The 17,309-nt window shown below is 58.7% G+C and carries 18 protein-coding genes; 8 read left to right on the top strand and 10 right to left on the bottom strand.

The annotated features are described in order from the left end of the window. Positions 1-323, bottom strand: a 323-nt coding sequence (locus J3351_RS13420; RefSeq protein WP_207697951.1) for a UxaA family hydrolase, incomplete at its 3' end; no start/stop codon positions are given. 86 nt (positions 324-409) lie between these two features. Next, on the bottom strand, positions 410-1,924 hold the full coding sequence (locus J3351_RS13415; RefSeq protein WP_207697950.1) for a tagaturonate reductase: 1,515 nt from the start codon (positions 1,922-1,924) through the stop codon (positions 410-412). Between the two features lie 317 nt (positions 1,925-2,241). Here J3351_RS13415 and uxaC point away from each other — a divergent pair, with 317 nt between their 5' ends. Both uxaC and J3351_RS13405 read left to right on the top strand, forming a co-directional pair. Further along, positions 2,242-3,675 (top strand): glucuronate isomerase, encoded by a 1,434-nt coding sequence (gene uxaC / locus J3351_RS13410; protein ID WP_207697949.1) that lies wholly within the window; start codon positions 2,242-2,244, stop codon positions 3,673-3,675. A gap of 165 nt (positions 3,676-3,840) precedes the next feature. Continuing rightward, positions 3,841-4,566: a biosynthetic peptidoglycan transglycosylase gene (locus tag J3351_RS13405; RefSeq protein WP_097770443.1), complete on the top strand. Its 726-nt coding sequence runs from the start codon at positions 3,841-3,843 to the stop codon at positions 4,564-4,566. 87 nt (positions 4,567-4,653) lie between these two features. Here the strand turns inward: J3351_RS13405 and J3351_RS13400 are convergent, their stop codons facing one another. From J3351_RS13400 to J3351_RS13385, 4 genes are all read right to left on the bottom strand, one after another. Continuing rightward, positions 4,654-5,361: an LrgB family protein gene (locus tag J3351_RS13400; RefSeq protein ID WP_097773511.1), complete on the bottom strand. Its 708-nt coding sequence runs from the start codon at positions 5,359-5,361 to the stop codon at positions 4,654-4,656. Then, entirely contained in the window at positions 5,342-5,770 is a 429-nt protein-coding gene (locus J3351_RS13395; protein WP_242699428.1) for a CidA/LrgA family protein, read from the bottom strand. Before J3351_RS13395 ends, J3351_RS13400 begins: the two co-directional genes overlap by 20 nt. A 164-nt stretch (positions 5,771-5,934) precedes the next feature. Beyond that, complete coding sequence (locus tag J3351_RS13390) at positions 5,935-6,870, bottom strand: GTP-binding protein (protein WP_207697947.1); 936 nt, start codon at positions 6,868-6,870, stop codon at positions 5,935-5,937. Between the two features lie 10 nt (positions 6,871-6,880). After that, entirely contained in the window at positions 6,881-7,762 is an 882-nt protein-coding gene (locus J3351_RS13385; protein ID WP_005931496.1) for a YitT family protein, read from the bottom strand. Between the two features lie 325 nt (positions 7,763-8,087). Here J3351_RS13385 and J3351_RS13380 point away from each other — a divergent pair, with 325 nt between their 5' ends. After that, positions 8,088-9,203 (top strand): leucine-rich repeat domain-containing protein, encoded by a 1,116-nt coding sequence (locus J3351_RS13380; RefSeq protein ID WP_207697946.1) that lies wholly within the window; start codon positions 8,088-8,090, stop codon positions 9,201-9,203. A 58-nt stretch (positions 9,204-9,261) separates the two neighbouring features. Here the strand turns inward: J3351_RS13380 and J3351_RS13375 are convergent, their stop codons facing one another. Continuing rightward, positions 9,262-10,479, bottom strand: coding sequence for an FtsW/RodA/SpoVE family cell cycle protein (locus tag J3351_RS13375; protein WP_242699427.1), 1,218 nt, complete (start codon positions 10,477-10,479; stop codon positions 9,262-9,264). Positions 10,480-10,754: 275 nt separating this feature from the next. Here J3351_RS13375 and J3351_RS13370 point away from each other — a divergent pair, with 275 nt between their 5' ends. The 5 genes from J3351_RS13370 (at position 10,755) to upp (ending at position 14,354) form a co-directional block, all read left to right on the top strand. After that, on the top strand, positions 10,755-11,957 hold the full coding sequence (locus J3351_RS13370) for a hypothetical protein (protein ID WP_242699426.1): 1,203 nt from the start codon (positions 10,755-10,757) through the stop codon (positions 11,955-11,957). A 139-nt stretch (positions 11,958-12,096) separates the two neighbouring features. Beyond that, positions 12,097-12,522, top strand: coding sequence for a tRNA (adenosine(37)-N6)-threonylcarbamoyltransferase complex ATPase subunit type 1 TsaE (gene tsaE / locus J3351_RS13365; protein ID WP_156060568.1), 426 nt, complete (start codon positions 12,097-12,099; stop codon positions 12,520-12,522). Next, positions 12,519-13,250, top strand: coding sequence for a tRNA (adenosine(37)-N6)-threonylcarbamoyltransferase complex dimerization subunit type 1 TsaB (tsaB, locus tag J3351_RS13360; RefSeq protein ID WP_207697944.1), 732 nt, complete (start codon positions 12,519-12,521; stop codon positions 13,248-13,250). Before tsaE ends, tsaB begins: the two co-directional genes overlap by 4 nt. A gap of 8 nt (positions 13,251-13,258) precedes the next feature. Beyond that, positions 13,259-13,705 carry a ribose 5-phosphate isomerase B gene (gene rpiB / locus J3351_RS13355; RefSeq protein WP_005931511.1) on the top strand — a complete coding sequence of 149 codons (447 nt, stop codon included), beginning with the start codon at positions 13,259-13,261 and terminating at the stop codon, positions 13,703-13,705. A 22-nt stretch (positions 13,706-13,727) separates the two neighbouring features. Further along, positions 13,728-14,354, top strand: a complete 627-nt coding sequence (upp, locus tag J3351_RS13350) for a uracil phosphoribosyltransferase (RefSeq protein ID WP_035393712.1) — start codon at positions 13,728-13,730, stop codon at positions 14,352-14,354. A 61-nt stretch (positions 14,355-14,415) separates the two neighbouring features. On the opposite strand, the gene J3351_RS13345 is transcribed toward upp, so the two are convergent. From J3351_RS13345 to J3351_RS13335, 3 genes are all read right to left on the bottom strand, one after another. Beyond that, positions 14,416-15,432, bottom strand: a complete 1,017-nt coding sequence (locus J3351_RS13345; protein ID WP_207697943.1) for a YgcG family protein — start codon at positions 15,430-15,432, stop codon at positions 14,416-14,418. Beyond that, positions 15,429-16,190 carry a LemA gene (locus tag J3351_RS13340; RefSeq protein ID WP_207697942.1) on the bottom strand — a complete coding sequence of 254 codons (762 nt, stop codon included), beginning with the start codon at positions 16,188-16,190 and terminating at the stop codon, positions 15,429-15,431. Before J3351_RS13340 ends, J3351_RS13345 begins: the two co-directional genes overlap by 4 nt. A gap of 1 nt (position 16,191) precedes the next feature. After that, positions 16,192-17,309, bottom strand: a 1,118-nt coding sequence (locus tag J3351_RS13335; RefSeq protein ID WP_207697941.1) for a toxic anion resistance protein, incomplete at its 5' end; no start/stop codon positions are given.

Here is a 17,309-nt window from a genome sequence, read left to right as displayed (position 1 = left end):
TCGGGCTCCACGTTGGGGAGGGGGGCCAGGGCGGGGGCGGGGTGATAGCTGTACTCCACCTCACCGGACAGGTTGGTGTGGACATTGTGGGTGTGCATCCAGGTGCCCGGCTCGGCATCGGCGGTGGCATGGCCGATGGGGAACCCGTACTTGATGACATTTTCACCGTTCTTGATGGGCTTTACTGCCATCTTGTGGCCCTGAGGGATATCCTCCAGCGCGGTCACGGCAAGGCCGTCCACCTCCACCAGAGTGCCCTTGGCAATGGGGTGCAGTGCAACCACCACGTTGTCAAGGGGGCTGATATGAATCGCCTGCGGCATAGTTATTCTCCTTAATGACATTTACAAAGCACAAGGAGGCCGCTGCCCAAAGCAGCAGCCCCTTGTTGTGCAGGTGATGTTCCAGCTTACAGGCAGCTCTTGTAGGCAGCTTCGGCACCCTGGGTGCGGATCAGCTCCAGATCAGCCAGAACAGCGGCCTCCAGGCCCTCAATCCTGGTCAGATCCTGATCCCACATCTGGGTGTTGGTCAGAACGGCGTGCACCAGCTGAGCGTCGGTGTCGTCCTTGTGCGCATAGTAGAAGTCCAGTGCCCATGCGTCATCCTGGATCTTGTAGGTGTTGCCTGCGGGGCGCTTGCAGATCAGGCCGTCGGCAGTGCGCTCCTGGATATCATTGGAGTAGAAGGCAATGTAAGCAGCCAGGCTCATGGTCAGGCACTTGGGCAGCTGCTTCTGCTCCTCGATGTAAGCCAGGAAGGAAGGCATGTTGCGGGCCTTCCACTTGGAGGTGGAGTTCAGGGAGATGCTCATCAGCTCGTGGTTGACGAAGGGGTTGTTGAAGCGGTCCTCAACGGCGGAAGCGAACTCTTCCAGATCCTTCTTGTCCAGAGGCAGGGTGGGGATGATCTCCTCATGCAGCATCTTATTCATAAAGCCGCGGACGGTATCGTTGTGCATGCAGTCACGGACGATGTCGAAGCCAGCCAGATATGCGCCCAGAACGAAACCGGTGTGTGCACCATTCAGGATGCGGACCTTGCGCTTCTTGTAGGGGGTAACATCAGGCACGACCATAACGTTGACACCGGCCTTCTTGAACGGCAGCTTGTCCTCCAGACCTGCGGGGCCCTCGATGACCCACACGCCGAAGACTTCGCCGACATCCAGCACCTGATCATGGTAGCCGTTGGCCTCTTCCATGGCAGCCAGCTCCTTGGGGTCACGGATGCGGCCCGGAACGATGCGGTCCACCAGAGTGGAGCAGAAGGTGTTGGCGTTGTTCATCCAGTCGATGAATTCAGCTTCCAGATTCCAATCCTTGGCGTAGTTGTTGCAGCACTTCTTCAGCTCTTTGCCGTTGTTGTCGATCAGCTCGCAGCTCAGGATGACCAGACCCTTATCCGCAGCGCCGTTGAATGCCTTGTAGCGCTCGTACAGCACGCGGGTCAGCTTTGCGGGGAAGCTGTTGGGAGGAACCTGATCGAAGGCGCTGTCGCCCTGGGTGTAAGCGATACCGGCCTCGGTGGTGTTGGATACAACCGTTTCCAGATCCTCAGAGCGGGCCAGAGCCAGCACTTCCTCCCACTTGCCATCGATGTAGGGGCAGACACAGTCAGACACGCAGGAGATCACGCGCTTTGCATCCACCTTCTGGCCCTTCTCGCTGCCGCGCAGATACAGGGTGTACAGGCCCTCCTGCTCGTTGATCCAGTCAGCCATCTGGGGGAAGTTGCCGATGGGCTGCACCAGCTTGACTTTGCCGTTGTAGCCGGCCTTCTCGTTGGCGATATCATAGAAATAGTCCACGAATGCGCGCAGGAAGTTCCCCTCGCCAAACTGCATGACCTTGACAGGGGCATCCTTGAGGATGTAGCCGTTGTAGCCGGTCTCAGACAGAACCTTGTAATTCAAAGTTTCCATATCACGTGCTCTCCTTTTAGCTTGCTTTGCTTCTCTCCGGGGCATCCATTTGTGCCCCGCACTCTGTCTCTATTGTATGCTGTTGTATACAAATAAGTCAAGTGCTTTTTGCCAGATTTTTGGCCCAAAACAGGCTATTTTTATAAATTCCAGCGTTTTTTACAAGGAAAAGTCTGAAAATTTGTCAGTTTTTCAGTTGTATACATTATCGTTTTCCGCTATACTAAAGATAGGCTTAACGCGCCCTGCGCGGGCGCTGTTAAAGGTACCCCATAGTGATATATTAGTACATTAGAATGAAAAGGAGTTTTCGACCCATGAAAGCATTTATGGACAAGGAATTCATGCTCCAGTCTCCTGTGGCTCAGCATCTGTATCACACCTACGCTGCTGATATGCCCATCTGCGACTATCACTGCCATATCTCCCCGAAGGAGATCTACGAGAACCGCCGCTTTGAGAACATCGCTCAGGTCTGGCTGGGCGGCCGTCAGCCCGACGGCTCTCTGGCAGGCGACCACTACAAGTGGCGCGTGATGCGTTCCAACGGTGTGCCTGAGGAGTACATCACCGGCACCAAGCCCGACCGTGAGCGTTTCCAGAAGTTTGCCGAGGCTCTGCCCATGTGCGTTGGCAACCCCATGTACCACTGGTGCCACCTGGAGCTGCGCAAGTACTTCGGCTATCAGGGTGTGCTGAACGGCGACACCGCTGAGGAAGTCTGGAACCTGTGCAACGACAAGCTGCAGCACGACGACAGCATGACTGTCCGCGGCCTGATCGAGCAGTCCAATGTTGCTTTCATCGGCACCACCGACGACCCCATCGACGATCTGGCATGGCACAAGAAGATCAAGGAAGATCCTTCCATCAAGTTCACCGTTGCTCCCTCCTTCCGCCCCGACAAGGCCCTCAACATCCAGAAGCCCGGCTTCGTGGAGTACATGGGCAAGCTGGCTCAGGCCGTTGGCAAGGAAAAGCTGGAGTGCATCAACTGCGTCACCGACGCTCTGACCCAGCGCATCGAGTTCTTTGCCGAGATGGGCTGCCGCGCATCTGACCACGGCCTGGACTATGTGCCCTACCGTGAGGCCACCAAGGAAGAGGTCAACGCCATCTACCAGAAGGCTATGGCCGGTGAGGCCGTGACCGCTGAAGAGACTGAGAAGTACCAGACCTACATCCTGATCCACCTGGGCAAGCAGTATCACCGCCTGAACATCGCCATGCAGATGCACTACAACTGCCTGCGCGGTGTCAACCGTAAGATGAACGCCCTGCTGGGACCCGATACCGGTTTCGACATGATCAACACTGCCAAGTGCGGCGGCGAGATCGCTGCTCTGCTGAGTGCCCTGAACGACACTGATGAGTGCCCCAAGACCATCATCTACAGCCTGAACCCCGCTGACAACGAGCAGATCGGCACCATTCTGGGCTGCTTCCAGAATGATGAGATCCCCGGCAAGATCCAGCACGGCTCCGGCTGGTGGTTCAACGATCAGAAGATCGGCATGGAGAACCAGATGAAGAGCCTGGCAAACCTGGGCCTGCTGGGTAACTTTGTTGGTATGCTGACCGACAGCCGCAGCTTCCTGAGCTACACCCGCCACGACTACTTCCGCCGCATCCTGTGCAACCTGATCGGCCAGTGGGTCGAGGATGGCGAGTATCCCAACGATGAGAAGGCTCTGGAGAAGATCGTCAAGGGCATCTGCTTCGACAACGCAAAGCGTTACTTCGCTCTGTAAGCAGCGCCTCTGCATCCCCTTTCCATAACTTGTAAAAGCGCTCTGCCGGTTTGCCCCGGCAGGGCGCTTTTTTCTTGTACGGCCGTATTCACAAAAATGTAACTTGCATTCTGCCGTCAAATCGGGTAGGATAACGTTGAATCAAAACCGAAGGGGAACGTGAAGATGCTGAAACGTTTTGTAAAGCGACTGCTCAGTTGCCTGCTGCTGGCGGCGCTATTTGTATTGGTGGTCATTGGCGGAACACTGGGCGTGCAGGGCTGGCGGCTCTACCGCGCCACAGCGGCGCAAAAGCCCATTGCCGGCCTCTATGATGAGATCAGCTCCCGGCCCGGCTTTGCCAGCTGTGACCAGCTGCCCCAGACCTATATCGACGCAGTCATTTCCGTGGAGGACAGCCGGTTTGAAAGGCACCACGGCATCGACCCGGCAGCCATTGTCCGGGCGCTCTGGGCCGACCTGCGCACCCGCTCTCTGGCCGAGGGCGGCAGCACCCTGACCCAGCAGCTGGCCAAGAACGAGCTGTTCACCCAGGAAAAGCAGATGGCCCGCAAGGCAGCGGAAATGTTTGCCGCCAGGGACATCGAGGATTACTACTCCAAACAGCAGATCTTTGAGATGTACGCAGGCAGCTGCTACTTCGGCAACCAGTGGTCCGGCGTGGCACAGGCTGCGCAGGGCTACTTTGGCAAACCCACCCGGGAGCTGACCCGCGCCGAATGTGTGGTGCTGGCCGGCCTGCCCAACGCGCCCTCGGTCTACGCCGCCAACGGGGAGCTGGCCCGCAGGCGCGCTCTTGTGGTGGTGGAGCGGATGGAGCGCGCCAAAAAGCTGACCCACACCCAGGCACTGGAGCTCCGAGATGAAGTCAGTGCCCTGCCCCTTTGGTGAGAAAAAACAGAATTCATCCGGGTTTTCCATAAAAACACCCCTCTCCGCTGTGCTGATGCACGGATGGAGAGGGGTGTTTTTATGCGATCAATCAATAAGGTTCACGAACACCGGGCAGAGCACTGCGGTCAGCACACCGGCCACGGCGATGGACAGGCCGCTCATGGCACCTTCCACCTCGCCCATCTGCAGGGCCTTGCTGGTGCCCACGGCATGGGCCGAGGTGCCAATGCCCACACCTTTGGCAATGGGGTCGGTGATGTGAAACGCCTTGCAGACCGTCTCGGCCAGCAGGTTGCCCACGATGCCCGTCAGGATGACGATGGCACCGGTCAGGGCCGCAATGCCGCCCAGCTCTGCAGCTACATCCATGCTGATGGCAGTGGTCACGGATTTGGGCAGCAGGGTGGCGTACTGCTCCTGGGTCAGGTGCAGCGCCAGTGCCAGTGCCAGCGCGCTGCCCAGGCTGACCAGCGTGCCCACCGAGATGCCCGCAATGATGGCCGCGGCGTTTGCCTTGAGCAGGTCGAGCTTTTCATACAGCGGAATGGCCAGCGCCACGGTGGCGGGCAGCAGCAGGTAGTTCACCGGGGCGGCGCTGACCTTGTAGTCGGCATAGGGGATGCCGCATACCGACAGGAAAACGATCACAAAGATCGCACCCAGCAGCAGCGGGTTAAAAAATGCCTTTCCGGTCACTCTGTTCACAAGGGCTCCCAGTGCAAAGGCGGCCAGTGTCAGCAGCACACCCCAGGCAACAGAGCCCGAAAGGAACTCATTCAGCAATTCCATCATCGGCAGCAGTCTCCTTGTTCTTTTTGCGGCTGGTCAGAGCCTGGGTGGTCTTTCCGGCGGTCACCATGACCAGAACCGTGACCGGGATGATGGCGATGATGATGGGCAGCAGCATCTCCCCCATCTCCGCCCACAGCTCCATCACGCCTGCGGCGGCGGGCACAAAGAGCAGCGGGAAGATACCGGTGAGAAACACGCCCACCTCTTTTACATCCTCCAGCCGGATCAGCCGGAAGTTCAGGGCCAGCAGCAGCAGCACAAGCCCGTACACACTGGCCGGAACCGGCAGCGGCAGTACGGCATGACATACTTCCCCCAGAAAGCAAAACGCGAGGATACGCGCAAATTGAAACAGATAATTCGTAAAAAATCCCCCTTGTCTAACAGCTAAGTCAAAATTATAGTCCAAAACCTCTGGGGGCGCAACAGCAATATCTGACAAGGATTGTTATATTTTGCCGGAAAAACTGTGGAAAAGAAAAGGGCCCGGCAGAAAGCGCACACCCACGTGCCGCGATCTGCCGGGCCGATGCACCGCAAAGCGGTGTTTTTCTGTGTTTCCCGCACGCTCCCTCAGTTCCGCAAAACAGCTTCGATCCGTTCCTTGTCCAGCCCTTCGCCGATGACGATGAGCACCTCCTGCCCTGCCGGAATGGGGGCCGCAGTCAGGCCGTCGGCGGTAGCATTCAGCTCCACCCAGCCGGCAGCATCCTGCACAAAGCCCTTGACCCGCAGCACCCGGCCGCAGGCGGCATCCGTGAACAGGCTGGGAATGCGTGCTTCCAGCTGCTGCCGGGGCAGGCCCAGCTCGAGGAAATACGCCGAACCGAATGCATCGTGCGGATCAAAGCAGAGCTTTTCGCAGTCAGCATGCTGATAGCCGCAGGCATCCAGCGCCGCAAGATCCGCATCCTCCAGGTCGGCCCAGTCCTTGATCAGAAAATCTTCTTCCTTCAGGGTACGGCTGCACTTGCAGGCCGCAAGGGCACGTTTCAGGTGGTCGATGGCGCTTTCCCGCTGGGCCTGGGTGGCCAGCTGACTGCGGGAGAGCAGGATGCGTCCGGCGCTGGCGGCTTCCGATGCCAGAATGTACTCTGCCTGCGGGGAAAGCTTCTCGGGCAGCAGGGCATCCACAACGGCAAACACATTGCCCAGTGTATACCACCGATCCAGCGGCTCATCCCGCAGGACATCAAAAAACTCGTCCACATCAAAAATGCCGCTGGGCTCCACCACCACCCGGTCGAACCCGCGCATGGCCATTGAGATGAGCTTGGTGCGCATCCGGCGCTGGTGGGTATCACAATCACACCCGCCGCTGATGGTCTCGATCTCGCAGCGTTCTCCCAGCAGATCCTGCACCAGCATGGCATCCACGTTCACAGCGCCAAAGTCATTTTCCAGAATGCAGACATGATGCCCCTGTGCGGTCAGATACGCAACATATCTGCGCAGGAACGTTGTCTTGCCCGCACCCAGAAAACCGGTGATGAGATCGACCTGTACCATACGTTCCTCCTTATGCGTGATTGAAGCCCTTGCCGAACACCTCGGTGGTGCTCAGCATGGACATGAAGGCGTTCAAGTGCTGTTTGTGGATAAAATCCTGCAGCTGGTCGGCCTCGCGGCGGGTCAGGGTGGTGTAGATGATGTAGTGGGGCTTATCGGTATACGCGCCGAAGCAGGGCGTATAGGTTGCGCCGCGCACCAGCTTGCGCATGACAAAATCACAGATCGGCTTCCTGTCGTCGCAGACGATGAGGATGGCCTTGCACATCTTGATCTTTTCCAACACGGCATCAATGACCAGCGATTTCACGGTCAGACCCACGAAGGAATAGAGGGCGGTGTACAGGTCGAACACAAAGCAGGCCGCAATGACCATGAACAGGTCAGTCAGGAACAGCGCCACCGCCACGTTGTGGATGTGGGTATACTTTTCCACAATGAGGGCAATGACATCCGTGCCGCCGGAGGAAGCGCCCACATTGAACAGCAGAGCCGACGCAATGGCCGGCAGGGCAATGGCAAACAGCAGGTCGAGCATGGGCTGGTCGCTCAAGGGGCCGCGCAGGGGGCAGATCTTTTCCAGCGCCATCAGCTCCAGCGACATGACCACAGTGGCATAGCCGGTGGTCATGGCAAACTTTTTGCCCAGAAAGATCAGGCCCACCCCCAGCAGGATCATGTTGGCCGCCGAGGAAAAGGCCGAAGCCGACAGCGGGGTGAGCTTGGCCGCCAGCGCCGCCATACCGGTCACACCGCCAAAGACGAAGTTGTTGGGGAATTTGAAAAAGTACACACCCACCGACATGATGGAAATGCTCAACGTGATCATTGCATACTGCTTGACATATTCAATGACCTTGTTCTGCATGGGAGATTCCGCGTTCGTATCCATAAAATTTACCGTTCAATACTCCTTTTTTGTGTTCCGCAGCCCAAACAGACAGGCTGTACCGGAAATATTGTAACACGGAACGCCCCGGGGTCAAGGGCAAATTCCACACACGCCGTCTTTTACGGGTGAAAACTGTCAACTCCACCAAAATTCTCCCTCAAATTTCAGCGGTTCTCCCATCGGGAACTGTTCCTTCTTTTCTTGACGCACCTCCCACCGTCCATTACAATAAAATCAGAATGGTATGGTATTTTTCTCCAAAACCGAAAGAGCGCGCCATGGCTCTCATTCCGCATTGTTCGTTTCCATGAAAGGAGGGAACGGTATGAAAAGCTGCTCTCACATCTTTGCTCTCATCACTGCCTGTGTGTTCCTGTTTTGTGGCTGTTCCAACTACCTTTCGCTTTCCAAAGCGTCCTCTGTTCCCTACCCGCAGACAGAATACGATACTGCCTTGAAGGCATACCGTGATTCTCTGGAAATGCCCCTCTCTCCGGTAGATGCCGAGCACGGTGAGGACGCTCCCATTGTCTGGGAAGATACCGGAATGGAGGCCGCTGTCCGGCTCCTGTTGAACCGCCCGGAGGGCACCACCAGCCGCAGCGATGTCTGGGATCTCAGCACACTGACCATCACCGAACGCACCATGTTTGAGGGCGATTCGGGCACGACCACCATCGTGACCGTGACCGCCCAGCAGGGAGATGCCACACTGGAACAGGAAATATCGGCAGTCGGAAAAGAAAGTCCGCTTCCTGCACTGGCCTCTCTGCACGATCTGCAGTATTTCGACGGCCTGCAAGCCTTTTCCTATTCTACCTCGCCGACGGCCAATCAGGCATTCACTGATTTTTCTGGGATTGAAACCATGTCCCATCTCGAACGCTTCAGCGTGAACGGGGCACGGCCCGAAACGTTGGAACCGCTTTCTCACCTGTCCCAGCTGAAACAACTCTCCTTGACCGAATGCGGCACCCTCGACCTTGCTCCATTGGAAGGTCTGCCCAAATTGAGGGTTCTGACGCTTTCCTCTAACGATGGCATCGTTTCGCTGGAACCGGCTGCGTCACTCCCGGCACTGCGTTATCTCTCCCTCAGTTCCGGCACAGCAGTTCCCAGTCTGGAACCGCTGGCTCAGACCCATCTTGCCGTTCTCGATCTCGGTCTCGGTGTCGGACAGAGTAAGCTCTACAAAAACATCGACTACACGCCCCTGACCCAGCTGCCTGACCTGGTCTGCCTGAACCTGACAAATCACACCAGGGTCACCACAAAGCTCTGCAAACAGATCCTTGCCCATTCTCCTGACCTGCGTTTTCTGAACATTCAGAACACCCCTGCTTCGGAGGGTAGTGCGCTGGATGTGGAATACCTGCGGGCTTACACGGAAGCAGATCTGCTGAAACGGCTTGTCAACAAGCTGCGCAATGCCTTTGGCTGACACACAAACGCGGCCCCGGAGAGTTTTCCTTCTCTCCGGGGCCGCGTTCTGTTCCGGCTTAGCCGAACAGCTTTTTTGTGTTGTGGGTGTAGACCGAGAGCACCAGGCCCACACAGATGTACAGCATCAGCACCGAGCTGCCGCCCGCCGAATAGAACGGCAGGGTGACACCGATCACGGGCAGGACGCGCAGGTTCATGCCCACGTTCACGGCGATCTGGGCCATCAGAGCGCCGCCGATGCCGGCGCAGATGAAGGTACCCAGCAAATCCTCGCTGCGGGCACCGGTGAGGAAGGTCTTGATGACCAGTGCGAAGAGCACGCCCAACACCACACAGCAGCCCACAAAGCCCGCCGCGTTGCCGATCCAGCTCAGGATGAAATCGTTGTGGGCGTTGGGCACGCTGTAATAACTGCCGCCAAACAGGCCGTTACCAAAGATGCCGCCCGAGCCCAGCGCGATCTCGCCGCGCTGCTGCTGGTAGATGATGTTCTTCCAGATGGTCTCGCTGGGGGCCCAGCCGGTCTTGTTATCGGGATCGATGACAGCAAGGATGCGGTACCACTGGTATCCCTTGCCGATCTTATCGCTGAAAAAGGCGAACGCCGTCGCCATAGCCACTGCCGCCGCCGAAACCGCCCCCAGGATATACTTCCAGCTCAGGCCCGCCGCAAACATCATGCAGCAGCCGATGATGGCATAGATGATGGCGGTGCCGTCGTCGCCCTGAACATGGATGATGAGGATGGGCACTGCCAGATGCAGCAGCAGCTTGCCCAACTCCTTTGGCTCGTTGAGCCGGGTGCGCACATTGTTCAGGTGCATGGCAAAGGTCAGGATAAAGCTGATCTTTGCCAGCTCCGTGGGCTGCAGGGTAAAGCCCCCCAGCTTGTACCAGGAATAATTGTCGGTATCGCCTGCGTTGTAGCCGATGGTCAGCGGGCCGATGCTCACATTGCGCAGCACCAGCGTGGGCAGCACCATGCCCCAGGTCAGGGCTACGTGCACCGGCCACACCTTTACCAGGCTGCGGTAATCAATATTGGACAGCAGCACCGCAATGACCAACCCGATGAGGGCTGCACCCGCCTGCACCGCAGCCCGGCGGTAATCGCCCAGACCGGTGATCTGGCCTGTGATCTCATCCACGGCAAAGCCATTGCCCTGCTTGGCTGCCCAGCTCGAAAGCGCTGTCACAGCCATCACGCTGCTGAAGATGCACAGCAGCAGGTAAGTTTTATCGGTGCGCTTGAAGTAGCGCCGAATGTTTTCCAAACGAAAACACCTCTTTCTTTCATTGGATCGCTCGCTCAGGTCTGCTTCGCTCGTCCGCAATGCCAGAGAGGGCGTATACTGCTCCATTATGTAATATAAGTATACCGCACCACCCATTTTTGCGCAAGATTGCGGAAGTTTTTTCCACAGATCTTTTCATCCTGTGACAACTCTGCAAAATATTTGCCGCAGCCTTGACAAAGCCCCCTCCACCTTCTAAAATGGAAGCTGGAGACCTGCTTTTTCGGCAGGATTTTTCCGGAGGAACTTCCAAGATGAAAACAAACTCTCATCGCTTTCTGTGCGCGCTCTGCGCACTGACTGTTTTTATTTCCGCGCTCTTCCCTGCTTCTGCCTTTGCCGCACAGGCAGCCGACACCGTGGCCCAGACCACGCTGACCACTGCCGATGCTCAGGAGATGCAGCAGGCCGACAGTGCTGTGACTGCCCTGACCGGCAGCGACGCTTACGCTGAGATGACCCGTGCCCAGCGGCTGGATGCCGCCGTGGCACAGCTGCAGCAGCTGGCCGAGGAAGGGCTTGTTTCGGCGCGCTCTCTCCATGTGGACAAAGAAAACGGCATGGTCAGCTTTGCCTACAGCTGCGGCGCGCTGGGCGGCGTTCTGGTGGAGGACCCGGACGAAGAGAATACTCCCTTCGCCCCTTCCGAACTGCCCGCTGTGGATCTGCACGAAATGTCCAACGCCCCGCAGGGTGATCTGGGCAGCGCCATGATCTACTACGCCTTTGACAACACCGTGAACAGCTCCCGCTACCCGTACTACTCCTATATGAAGGGCTTCTGGACCGCGATGGGCCTGCACACCCGAATCGATCCCACAGTCACCGTCTCTGACCTGAAACGGATGAACGATTACGGGCTGTGCATCCTCAGCGCCCACGGCTCATACTACACCTACACCTCCGGTTTTCTGTTCAAGCAGACCCGTACCGAGCCGGTCATCCTGCTGACAGAGGAATCGGATTTCTACAAAGACCTCTACTACGGCATCGATCTGCTGACCCACCGGATCATCAAGATCAACGGCCTGTACTGCATCACGCCCAGCTTTTTCCAGGCGGCATACCGGGGCGGCCAGCTCAAGGACACCGTAGTGCTCTCCGAGACCTGTGAGTTCCTTGGCGTGAGCGGCAGTCTGGATACCTCCATGGCCGATGCCCTGCTGGCCGGTGGTGCCAAAGCAGTGGCAGGCTATGTGAACAACGTCTACACCGTGTATTCCCGCAGTATGCTGTGGGATACCGTCAACCACCTGATCCTGGGCCAGACCCTGCAGGAATCCGTTCAGCACTCCATGGATACCTATGGCGCGGATGATCTGGTCTGGTACAACGCGCAGGGCGGCAAGCGCCCCCATGCGGCGGCAGCTTACCCGCTGCTGTTCGGCGATGTTGGGGTCCGGCTGATCGAACCGAACGCGGCACCGGTCCCACAGGATGTACAGCAGGCCGCTTGAGCGTTGCACTTTTGCTCGATTTATATTATACTGGGGGATGGCAGAAGCTTCTGTCATCCCTTTTGATTTACCTCTCAGTCTGCTTCGCAGACAGCTGGCAAAACGGGAAAGTTCAAGCTTCAAGATGAAGGAGCATTGTATGGCTGAATATATTACACATTCCAGAGAAGAGACCGTTGCGCTGGGCCGGAAGCTGGCGGCAGTGCTGCCGGACGGGGCCTTGATCGCCTTCACCGGCGGTCTGGGCGCGGGCAAGACCGCCTTTTGTGAGGGCCTGGCCGAGGGGCTGGGCTGCACCGACCCGGTCAGCAGCCCCACCTTTGCCATCGTCAACTATTACCGCGGCCCTCGCCCGCTGGCCCACTTCGACCTCTACCGCATCTCTACCGAGAACGACCTGTGTGCCGCCGGTTTCTACGATTATCTGGATCAGGGTGCCATTGTGGCCGCTGAGTGGAGCGAAAACTTCGCCGACCTGCTGGCCCCGGAAAACCCGATTCACATCAACATTGACCGGGTGGATGACACCACCCGCCGCATCACCATCGAGGGGGTCAGCGTATGAATATCTTAGCCGTAGACACCGCCGGTAAAACACTGGGCGTGGCCCTGCTGCAGGACGACCGCCTGAAGTACGAGTGCTATCTGGACGGCGGCATGACCCACAGCGAGACCCTGATGCCGCTGGTGGATCACTGTCTGAAGCTGTGCGGCCTGACCTGTGCAGACATCGACCTGTTCGGTGTGAACGCAGGCCCCGGCAGCTTTACCGGCCTGCGCATCGGGCTGGCCGCCGTCAAGGGGCTGGCTTTCCCCCGCGAGACCCTCTGTGCCCCGGTCTCCACGCTGGAAGCGCTGGCCGCTGCCCACACCGGCAAGGGCACCGTGCTCTGCGCACTGGATGCCCGCCGTGCTCAGGTGTACAGCGCTGCTTTTGACCTGGCCACCCACACCCGCCTGCTGGATGACGATGCCCGGGCTGTGGCTGACCTTGCCCAATTTGTAGAAAATTGCAAAAAGCCCCTGTTTTTTGTTGGTGATGGCGCATCTCTGTGCTATAATAAATACAGCAATGTTCCGGGCGTGCTCACTGTTCCGCCGGAGCTGCGGGGCGGCCGGGCCGCTGCCGTGGCCCTGGTGGCCAAGCAGATGGCCCAGCGGGGCGAGGCCGTTCTGCCTGAGGCCCTGCTGCCGGATTATCACCGCCTGAGCCAGGCCGAGCGGGAACGCGCCGAGCGCCTTGCTGCCGAGGCCGCTGCCCGGAACAACGATACGGAAAACGGAAAGGATTGAAATTTCTCATGGCAAAACCCATTGCGCTTGCCGCCGATCATGGCGGTTTTGAACTGAAGGAAGCCGTCAAGGCTCACCTGGACGAGCTGGGGCTGGAGTATATCGACTTTGGCACCCACAGCACTGCCAGCGTGGATTACCCCGATATGGCGCTGCCTGCCTGTGACGCTGTGGTCAGCGGTCAGTGCGACAAAGCCCTGCTGTTCTGCGGCACCGGTGTCGGCATCAGCATGGCCGCCAACAAGGTCAAGGGCATCCGCGCCTGCTGCTGCTCCGACAGCTTCAGCTGCGAGTACACCCGCCGCCACAACGATGCCAACGCCCTGTGCATGGGCGGCCGTGTTGTCGGCCCCGGCCTTGCCTGCCAGCTGGTGGATCTGTTCCTGAACACCCCGTTTGAGGGCGGCCGCCACGAAAAGCGCATTGCAAAACTGATGGCAATCGAAACCCGATAAACATAAAAAGGAGCGTGTATTTATGACCCCTATGATCGTTGAGCATCCCCTGCTGCAGCACAAGCTGAGCATCCTGCGCAACAAGCAGACCGGTACCAAGGAGTTCCGTGATCTGGTCGGCGAGATCGCAACCCTGCTGTGCTACGAGGCCACCCGTGACCTGCCCATGGAGGAGGTCGAGATCGAGACCCCCATCACCATGGCAAAGACCAAGGTGCTGGCAGGCCGCAAGCTGGCTCTGGTGCCTATCCTGCGTGCAGGCATGGGTATGCTGGACGGTATGCTGACCCTGCTGCCCGCTGCAAAGGTCGGCTTCATCGGCCTGTACCGCAACGAGGAGACCCTGCAGCCCGTGGAATACTTCTGCAAGCTGCCCCAGGATATCGCCGAGCGTGACGTTCTGGTTCTGGACCCCATGCTGGCAACCGGCGGCAGCGCCATTGATGCCATTACCCAGATCAAGAAGCACGGCGCAAAGCGCATCAAGTTCATCGGTCTGATCGCTGCTCCGGAAGGCATTGAGGCCCTGCACAAGGCTCATCCCGATGTTGACATCTACCTGGGCGCTAAGGACGACCACCTGAACGAGAACGGCTACATCGTTCCCGGCCTGGGCGATGCCGGCGACCGCATCTACGGCACGAAGTAAATCTGAATCAACAAAAAGTGGACGGTTCACACGAACCGCCCACTTTTTGTTTACTCAGATATTACCGCCCGCGGCCACCGCCGCCGCCATGGAAGGAGCCGCCGCCTGCGTGGAAGCTGCCGCCCCCGCCAAAGCTGCCGCCGGAGCGTCCGCCGCCCATGCCGCCAAAGGAACCACCGCCGAAGCCGCCGCCCCCACGGGGAGGACGCGGCCCGCCGCCGCGGGGCGGTCTGGGCCCGCGCGGGCCACGGGGGCCGCCGGGGCCCCAATCATCATACGGAGGTCTGCGCCGCCGTCTGCTGCCCAGGCCGTAGCCCAGCCCGAAACCGAAGAGGGGGCCAAACCCGCCGCCGCCAAAGCCGCGCCGGATGCCGCCGAAGATGGAGGTCAGGGCAAACACCACGATCACCACTGCCAGAAGGGTGAGGAAAGGCGATTGATAGGATGCTGCCGGGGCCTCATAGTAATCATTTCCGTTGTTATAACCATCCGTATTGCCGTTACTGACCGTGCCGGTGGTCCCGCTCAGGGTCACACCGTAGAGATCGGCAATGGTGCTGGCCACATTGTTGGCACAGGTGGTCACAGCCGCGTCATAATCGCCCGCCGCGAAAGAATCCTCCATGGTCTGGGCAATGGCGCTGGCCTGCTTTTCCAGCGTGGTATTGCGGAAGCCGTCACCGGTGGCAAGGTAATAGTCGCCATCGGCGTACTGCTGGGACTGCATGACCAGCAGGATCAGCACACCGTTGTTTTTGCTGGAGCTGCCCAGCCCCCAGGTGTTGGCGGCCTGCACGGCGTAATCCTCCGTGGATAAACTTCCCGTATAATCCACAGTCAATACGCCGATCTGTGCACCCTCGCACTGCTGGGTGAGCTGTGCATTCAGGTTCTCAATGGCCGTTTTGGTGCTGCTGCTCAGGATGTTGGCATCATCCACCACGCACTGACTGCTGGGCAGATCAGGCAGCTGGGCCTTGGTGGCCGCAAAGGCGGCGGGCATCAGAGCCGTCAGGCTGACAGTCAGCACCACGAACAGGGCGCAAATGCGGGCGGCAAATCGTTTCATCGTTTTCATGCGAAGGGTTCCACCTCCTGTACGCCGAACAGTCTGCCCAGCATACTGGCCGGGAAGCCGCCGACATCGTTCTGATACTCATACACTGCATCATTGTACTGCAGATTGCCGATGATGGTGTCTGCGCTGTTGAACTGGCCGTACTGGCCCTGCACCGCCCCCATCTTCATGGGGTCAGCGGCCTGCTCCTGCATTTTTGCGTAGAGCTGGTCGATCACAGTGCCCAAAGCCTCATTGGCCTGACAGAGGGCGTGCATGGCACTGCCCTGATAATAGGGCAGCGAGGTCAGGGACTGCTTTTTGCTGCCGTTCTGCACTGCTTCCAGGCAGGCAGAGAAATCATCCAGCGCTGCCTGTGCGGCCTGCACCTCGGCGCTGTCAGACCCCAGCGTGTTTGCGCCGGTGGTGATGATATTTGCCGCCGTGTTGGCACGGGTGGTCAGCTCCTCGCTCAGGGCATAACCGTTGTCGGCCGAAACGCCGGTGGTGAACCACTGGCGGGCCTCGTTATACTTCCCCCTGACCTTGGCACCGCCAAAGCCCACGAACGCCGCCAGCATCACCACCACGCTCAGCACAAGGGCTGTGCCCTGCTTTGCCAGTGCGGCGGGCAGCGCCTTTTCCAGCCCGGCCAGCTTCTGCTGCAAGGGGGTCAGGCGCACTGCCTCGGTGTCCGGGCGCTTTGCCTCGCGGTAGCTGCCGCTGTCAAAGCCGCCGGGCGTTTGATTCTGTTCTCTGGAAAAATCAGCGTTTGCCATTTCAGCTCCGGATCTCCATCATCTTTTGTTTCAGCTCGTCCTCGATGCGGGTCAGCTCCTGCTCGGCAGCCACACGCTTTGCGCGGCCCTCGGTCTGGATCTTGTTCAGCTCGTCCAGGGTCTCGATCAGGCTCTTGTTGGTCTGCTGCAGGGTCTCGATATCCACCACGCCGCGCTGGCTCTCCTTGGCGGTCTCGATGGTGCCCATCTTGAGGGCATCGGCATTCTTCTTGAGCAGGTCGTTGGTCATGTCGGTCACGGCACGCTCGGCCTGCATGGCCTTCTGAGTGTGGGCCAGACCCAGCGCCAGCACCATCTGGTTCTTCCACAGCGGGATGGTGTTGACGATGGTGGACTGGATCTTCTCAGCCATCATGGTGTTGTTGTTCTGCAGCAGGCGGATCTGGGGGCCCATCTGCAGGCTGATGTTCCGGGTCAGCTCCAGATCGTACAGCTTTTTCTCAAAGCGCTCGCACTGGTCTGCCAGGTCGCGGGCGGCCTGAGCATCCTCGGGCAGGCCGGACTGCTTGGCCTTGTCCATGGCCTGCTGCAGCTCGTTTGCACGGACCTCGGCCAGCTTTTTCTTGCCGGCCAGGATATACATGCTCAGCTCCTTGAAGTAGGCCATGTTCAGCTCATACATCTTATCCAGCATGGCGATGTCTTTCAGCAGCTGGACCTGATGGCCCTCCAGCATGGACTGGATGTTCTCCACGTTGGTCTCGGCCTTGTTGTACTTGGTCTTCAGGTTGTCCAGCTCATTGCCCTTCTTTTTGAAGAAGCCCAGAATGCCCTTCTGCTGCTCCTCATTGGCATCAAAGCTCTTCAGCTCCCCGATGAGATTGGTGATCATATCGCCCACCTCGCCCAGATCCTTGGTGGACACCTTGGCCAGAGCAGCCTCGGAGAAATCGCCGATCTTCTTCTGGCAGGCGGAGCCATACTGCAGCACCTGCTGGCTGTTGGTGATATCGATCTTTTCCGCAAAGGAATCCACCATTGCCTGCTCCTCAGGGGTCAGCTGCACCTCCGGCTGCTGGGCCGCCGGGGCGGGCTCAGGCTTTTTCTCCTCCGCGGCCTCCGGGGTGGGGTCCAGCGTCAGGGTGGGCACTGCAGGAG

The organism is Faecalibacterium sp. Marseille-Q0746, from assembly GCF_017377595.1.
Lineage (GTDB): Bacteria > Bacillota > Clostridia > Oscillospirales > Ruminococcaceae > Faecalibacterium > Faecalibacterium duncaniae.
Note: the sequence above shows the minus strand (reverse complement) of the source record. Positions and strands in the feature narration are given on the sequence as shown.

Coding starts and splice junctions, on each gene's coding strand:
- J3351_RS13415 (WP_207697950.1), bottom strand. CDS start 1,924: ATGGAAACTTTGAATTACAAGGTTCTGTCTGAGACCGGCTACAACGGC.
- uxaC (WP_207697949.1), top strand. CDS start 2,242: ATGAAAGCATTTATGGACAAGGAATTCATGCTCCAGTCTCCTGTGGCT.
- J3351_RS13405 (WP_097770443.1), top strand. CDS start 3,841: ATGCTGAAACGTTTTGTAAAGCGACTGCTCAGTTGCCTGCTGCTGGCG.
- J3351_RS13400 (WP_097773511.1), bottom strand. CDS start 5,361: ATGATGGAATTGCTGAATGAGTTCCTTTCGGGCTCTGTTGCCTGGGGT.
- J3351_RS13390 (WP_207697947.1), bottom strand. CDS start 6,870: ATGGTACAGGTCGATCTCATCACCGGTTTTCTGGGTGCGGGCAAGACA.
- J3351_RS13385 (WP_005931496.1), bottom strand. CDS start 7,762: ATGGATACGAACGCGGAATCTCCCATGCAGAACAAGGTCATTGAATAT.
- J3351_RS13380 (WP_207697946.1), top strand. CDS start 8,088: ATGAAAAGCTGCTCTCACATCTTTGCTCTCATCACTGCCTGTGTGTTC.
- J3351_RS13370 (WP_242699426.1), top strand. CDS start 10,755: ATGAAAACAAACTCTCATCGCTTTCTGTGCGCGCTCTGCGCACTGACT.
- tsaE (WP_156060568.1), top strand. CDS start 12,097: ATGGCTGAATATATTACACATTCCAGAGAAGAGACCGTTGCGCTGGGC.
- tsaB (WP_207697944.1), top strand. CDS start 12,519: ATGAATATCTTAGCCGTAGACACCGCCGGTAAAACACTGGGCGTGGCC.
- rpiB (WP_005931511.1), top strand. CDS start 13,259: ATGGCAAAACCCATTGCGCTTGCCGCCGATCATGGCGGTTTTGAACTG.
- upp (WP_035393712.1), top strand. CDS start 13,728: ATGACCCCTATGATCGTTGAGCATCCCCTGCTGCAGCACAAGCTGAGC.
- J3351_RS13345 (WP_207697943.1), bottom strand. CDS start 15,432: ATGAAAACGATGAAACGATTTGCCGCCCGCATTTGCGCCCTGTTCGTG.
- J3351_RS13340 (WP_207697942.1), bottom strand. CDS start 16,190: ATGGCAAACGCTGATTTTTCCAGAGAACAGAATCAAACGCCCGGCGGC.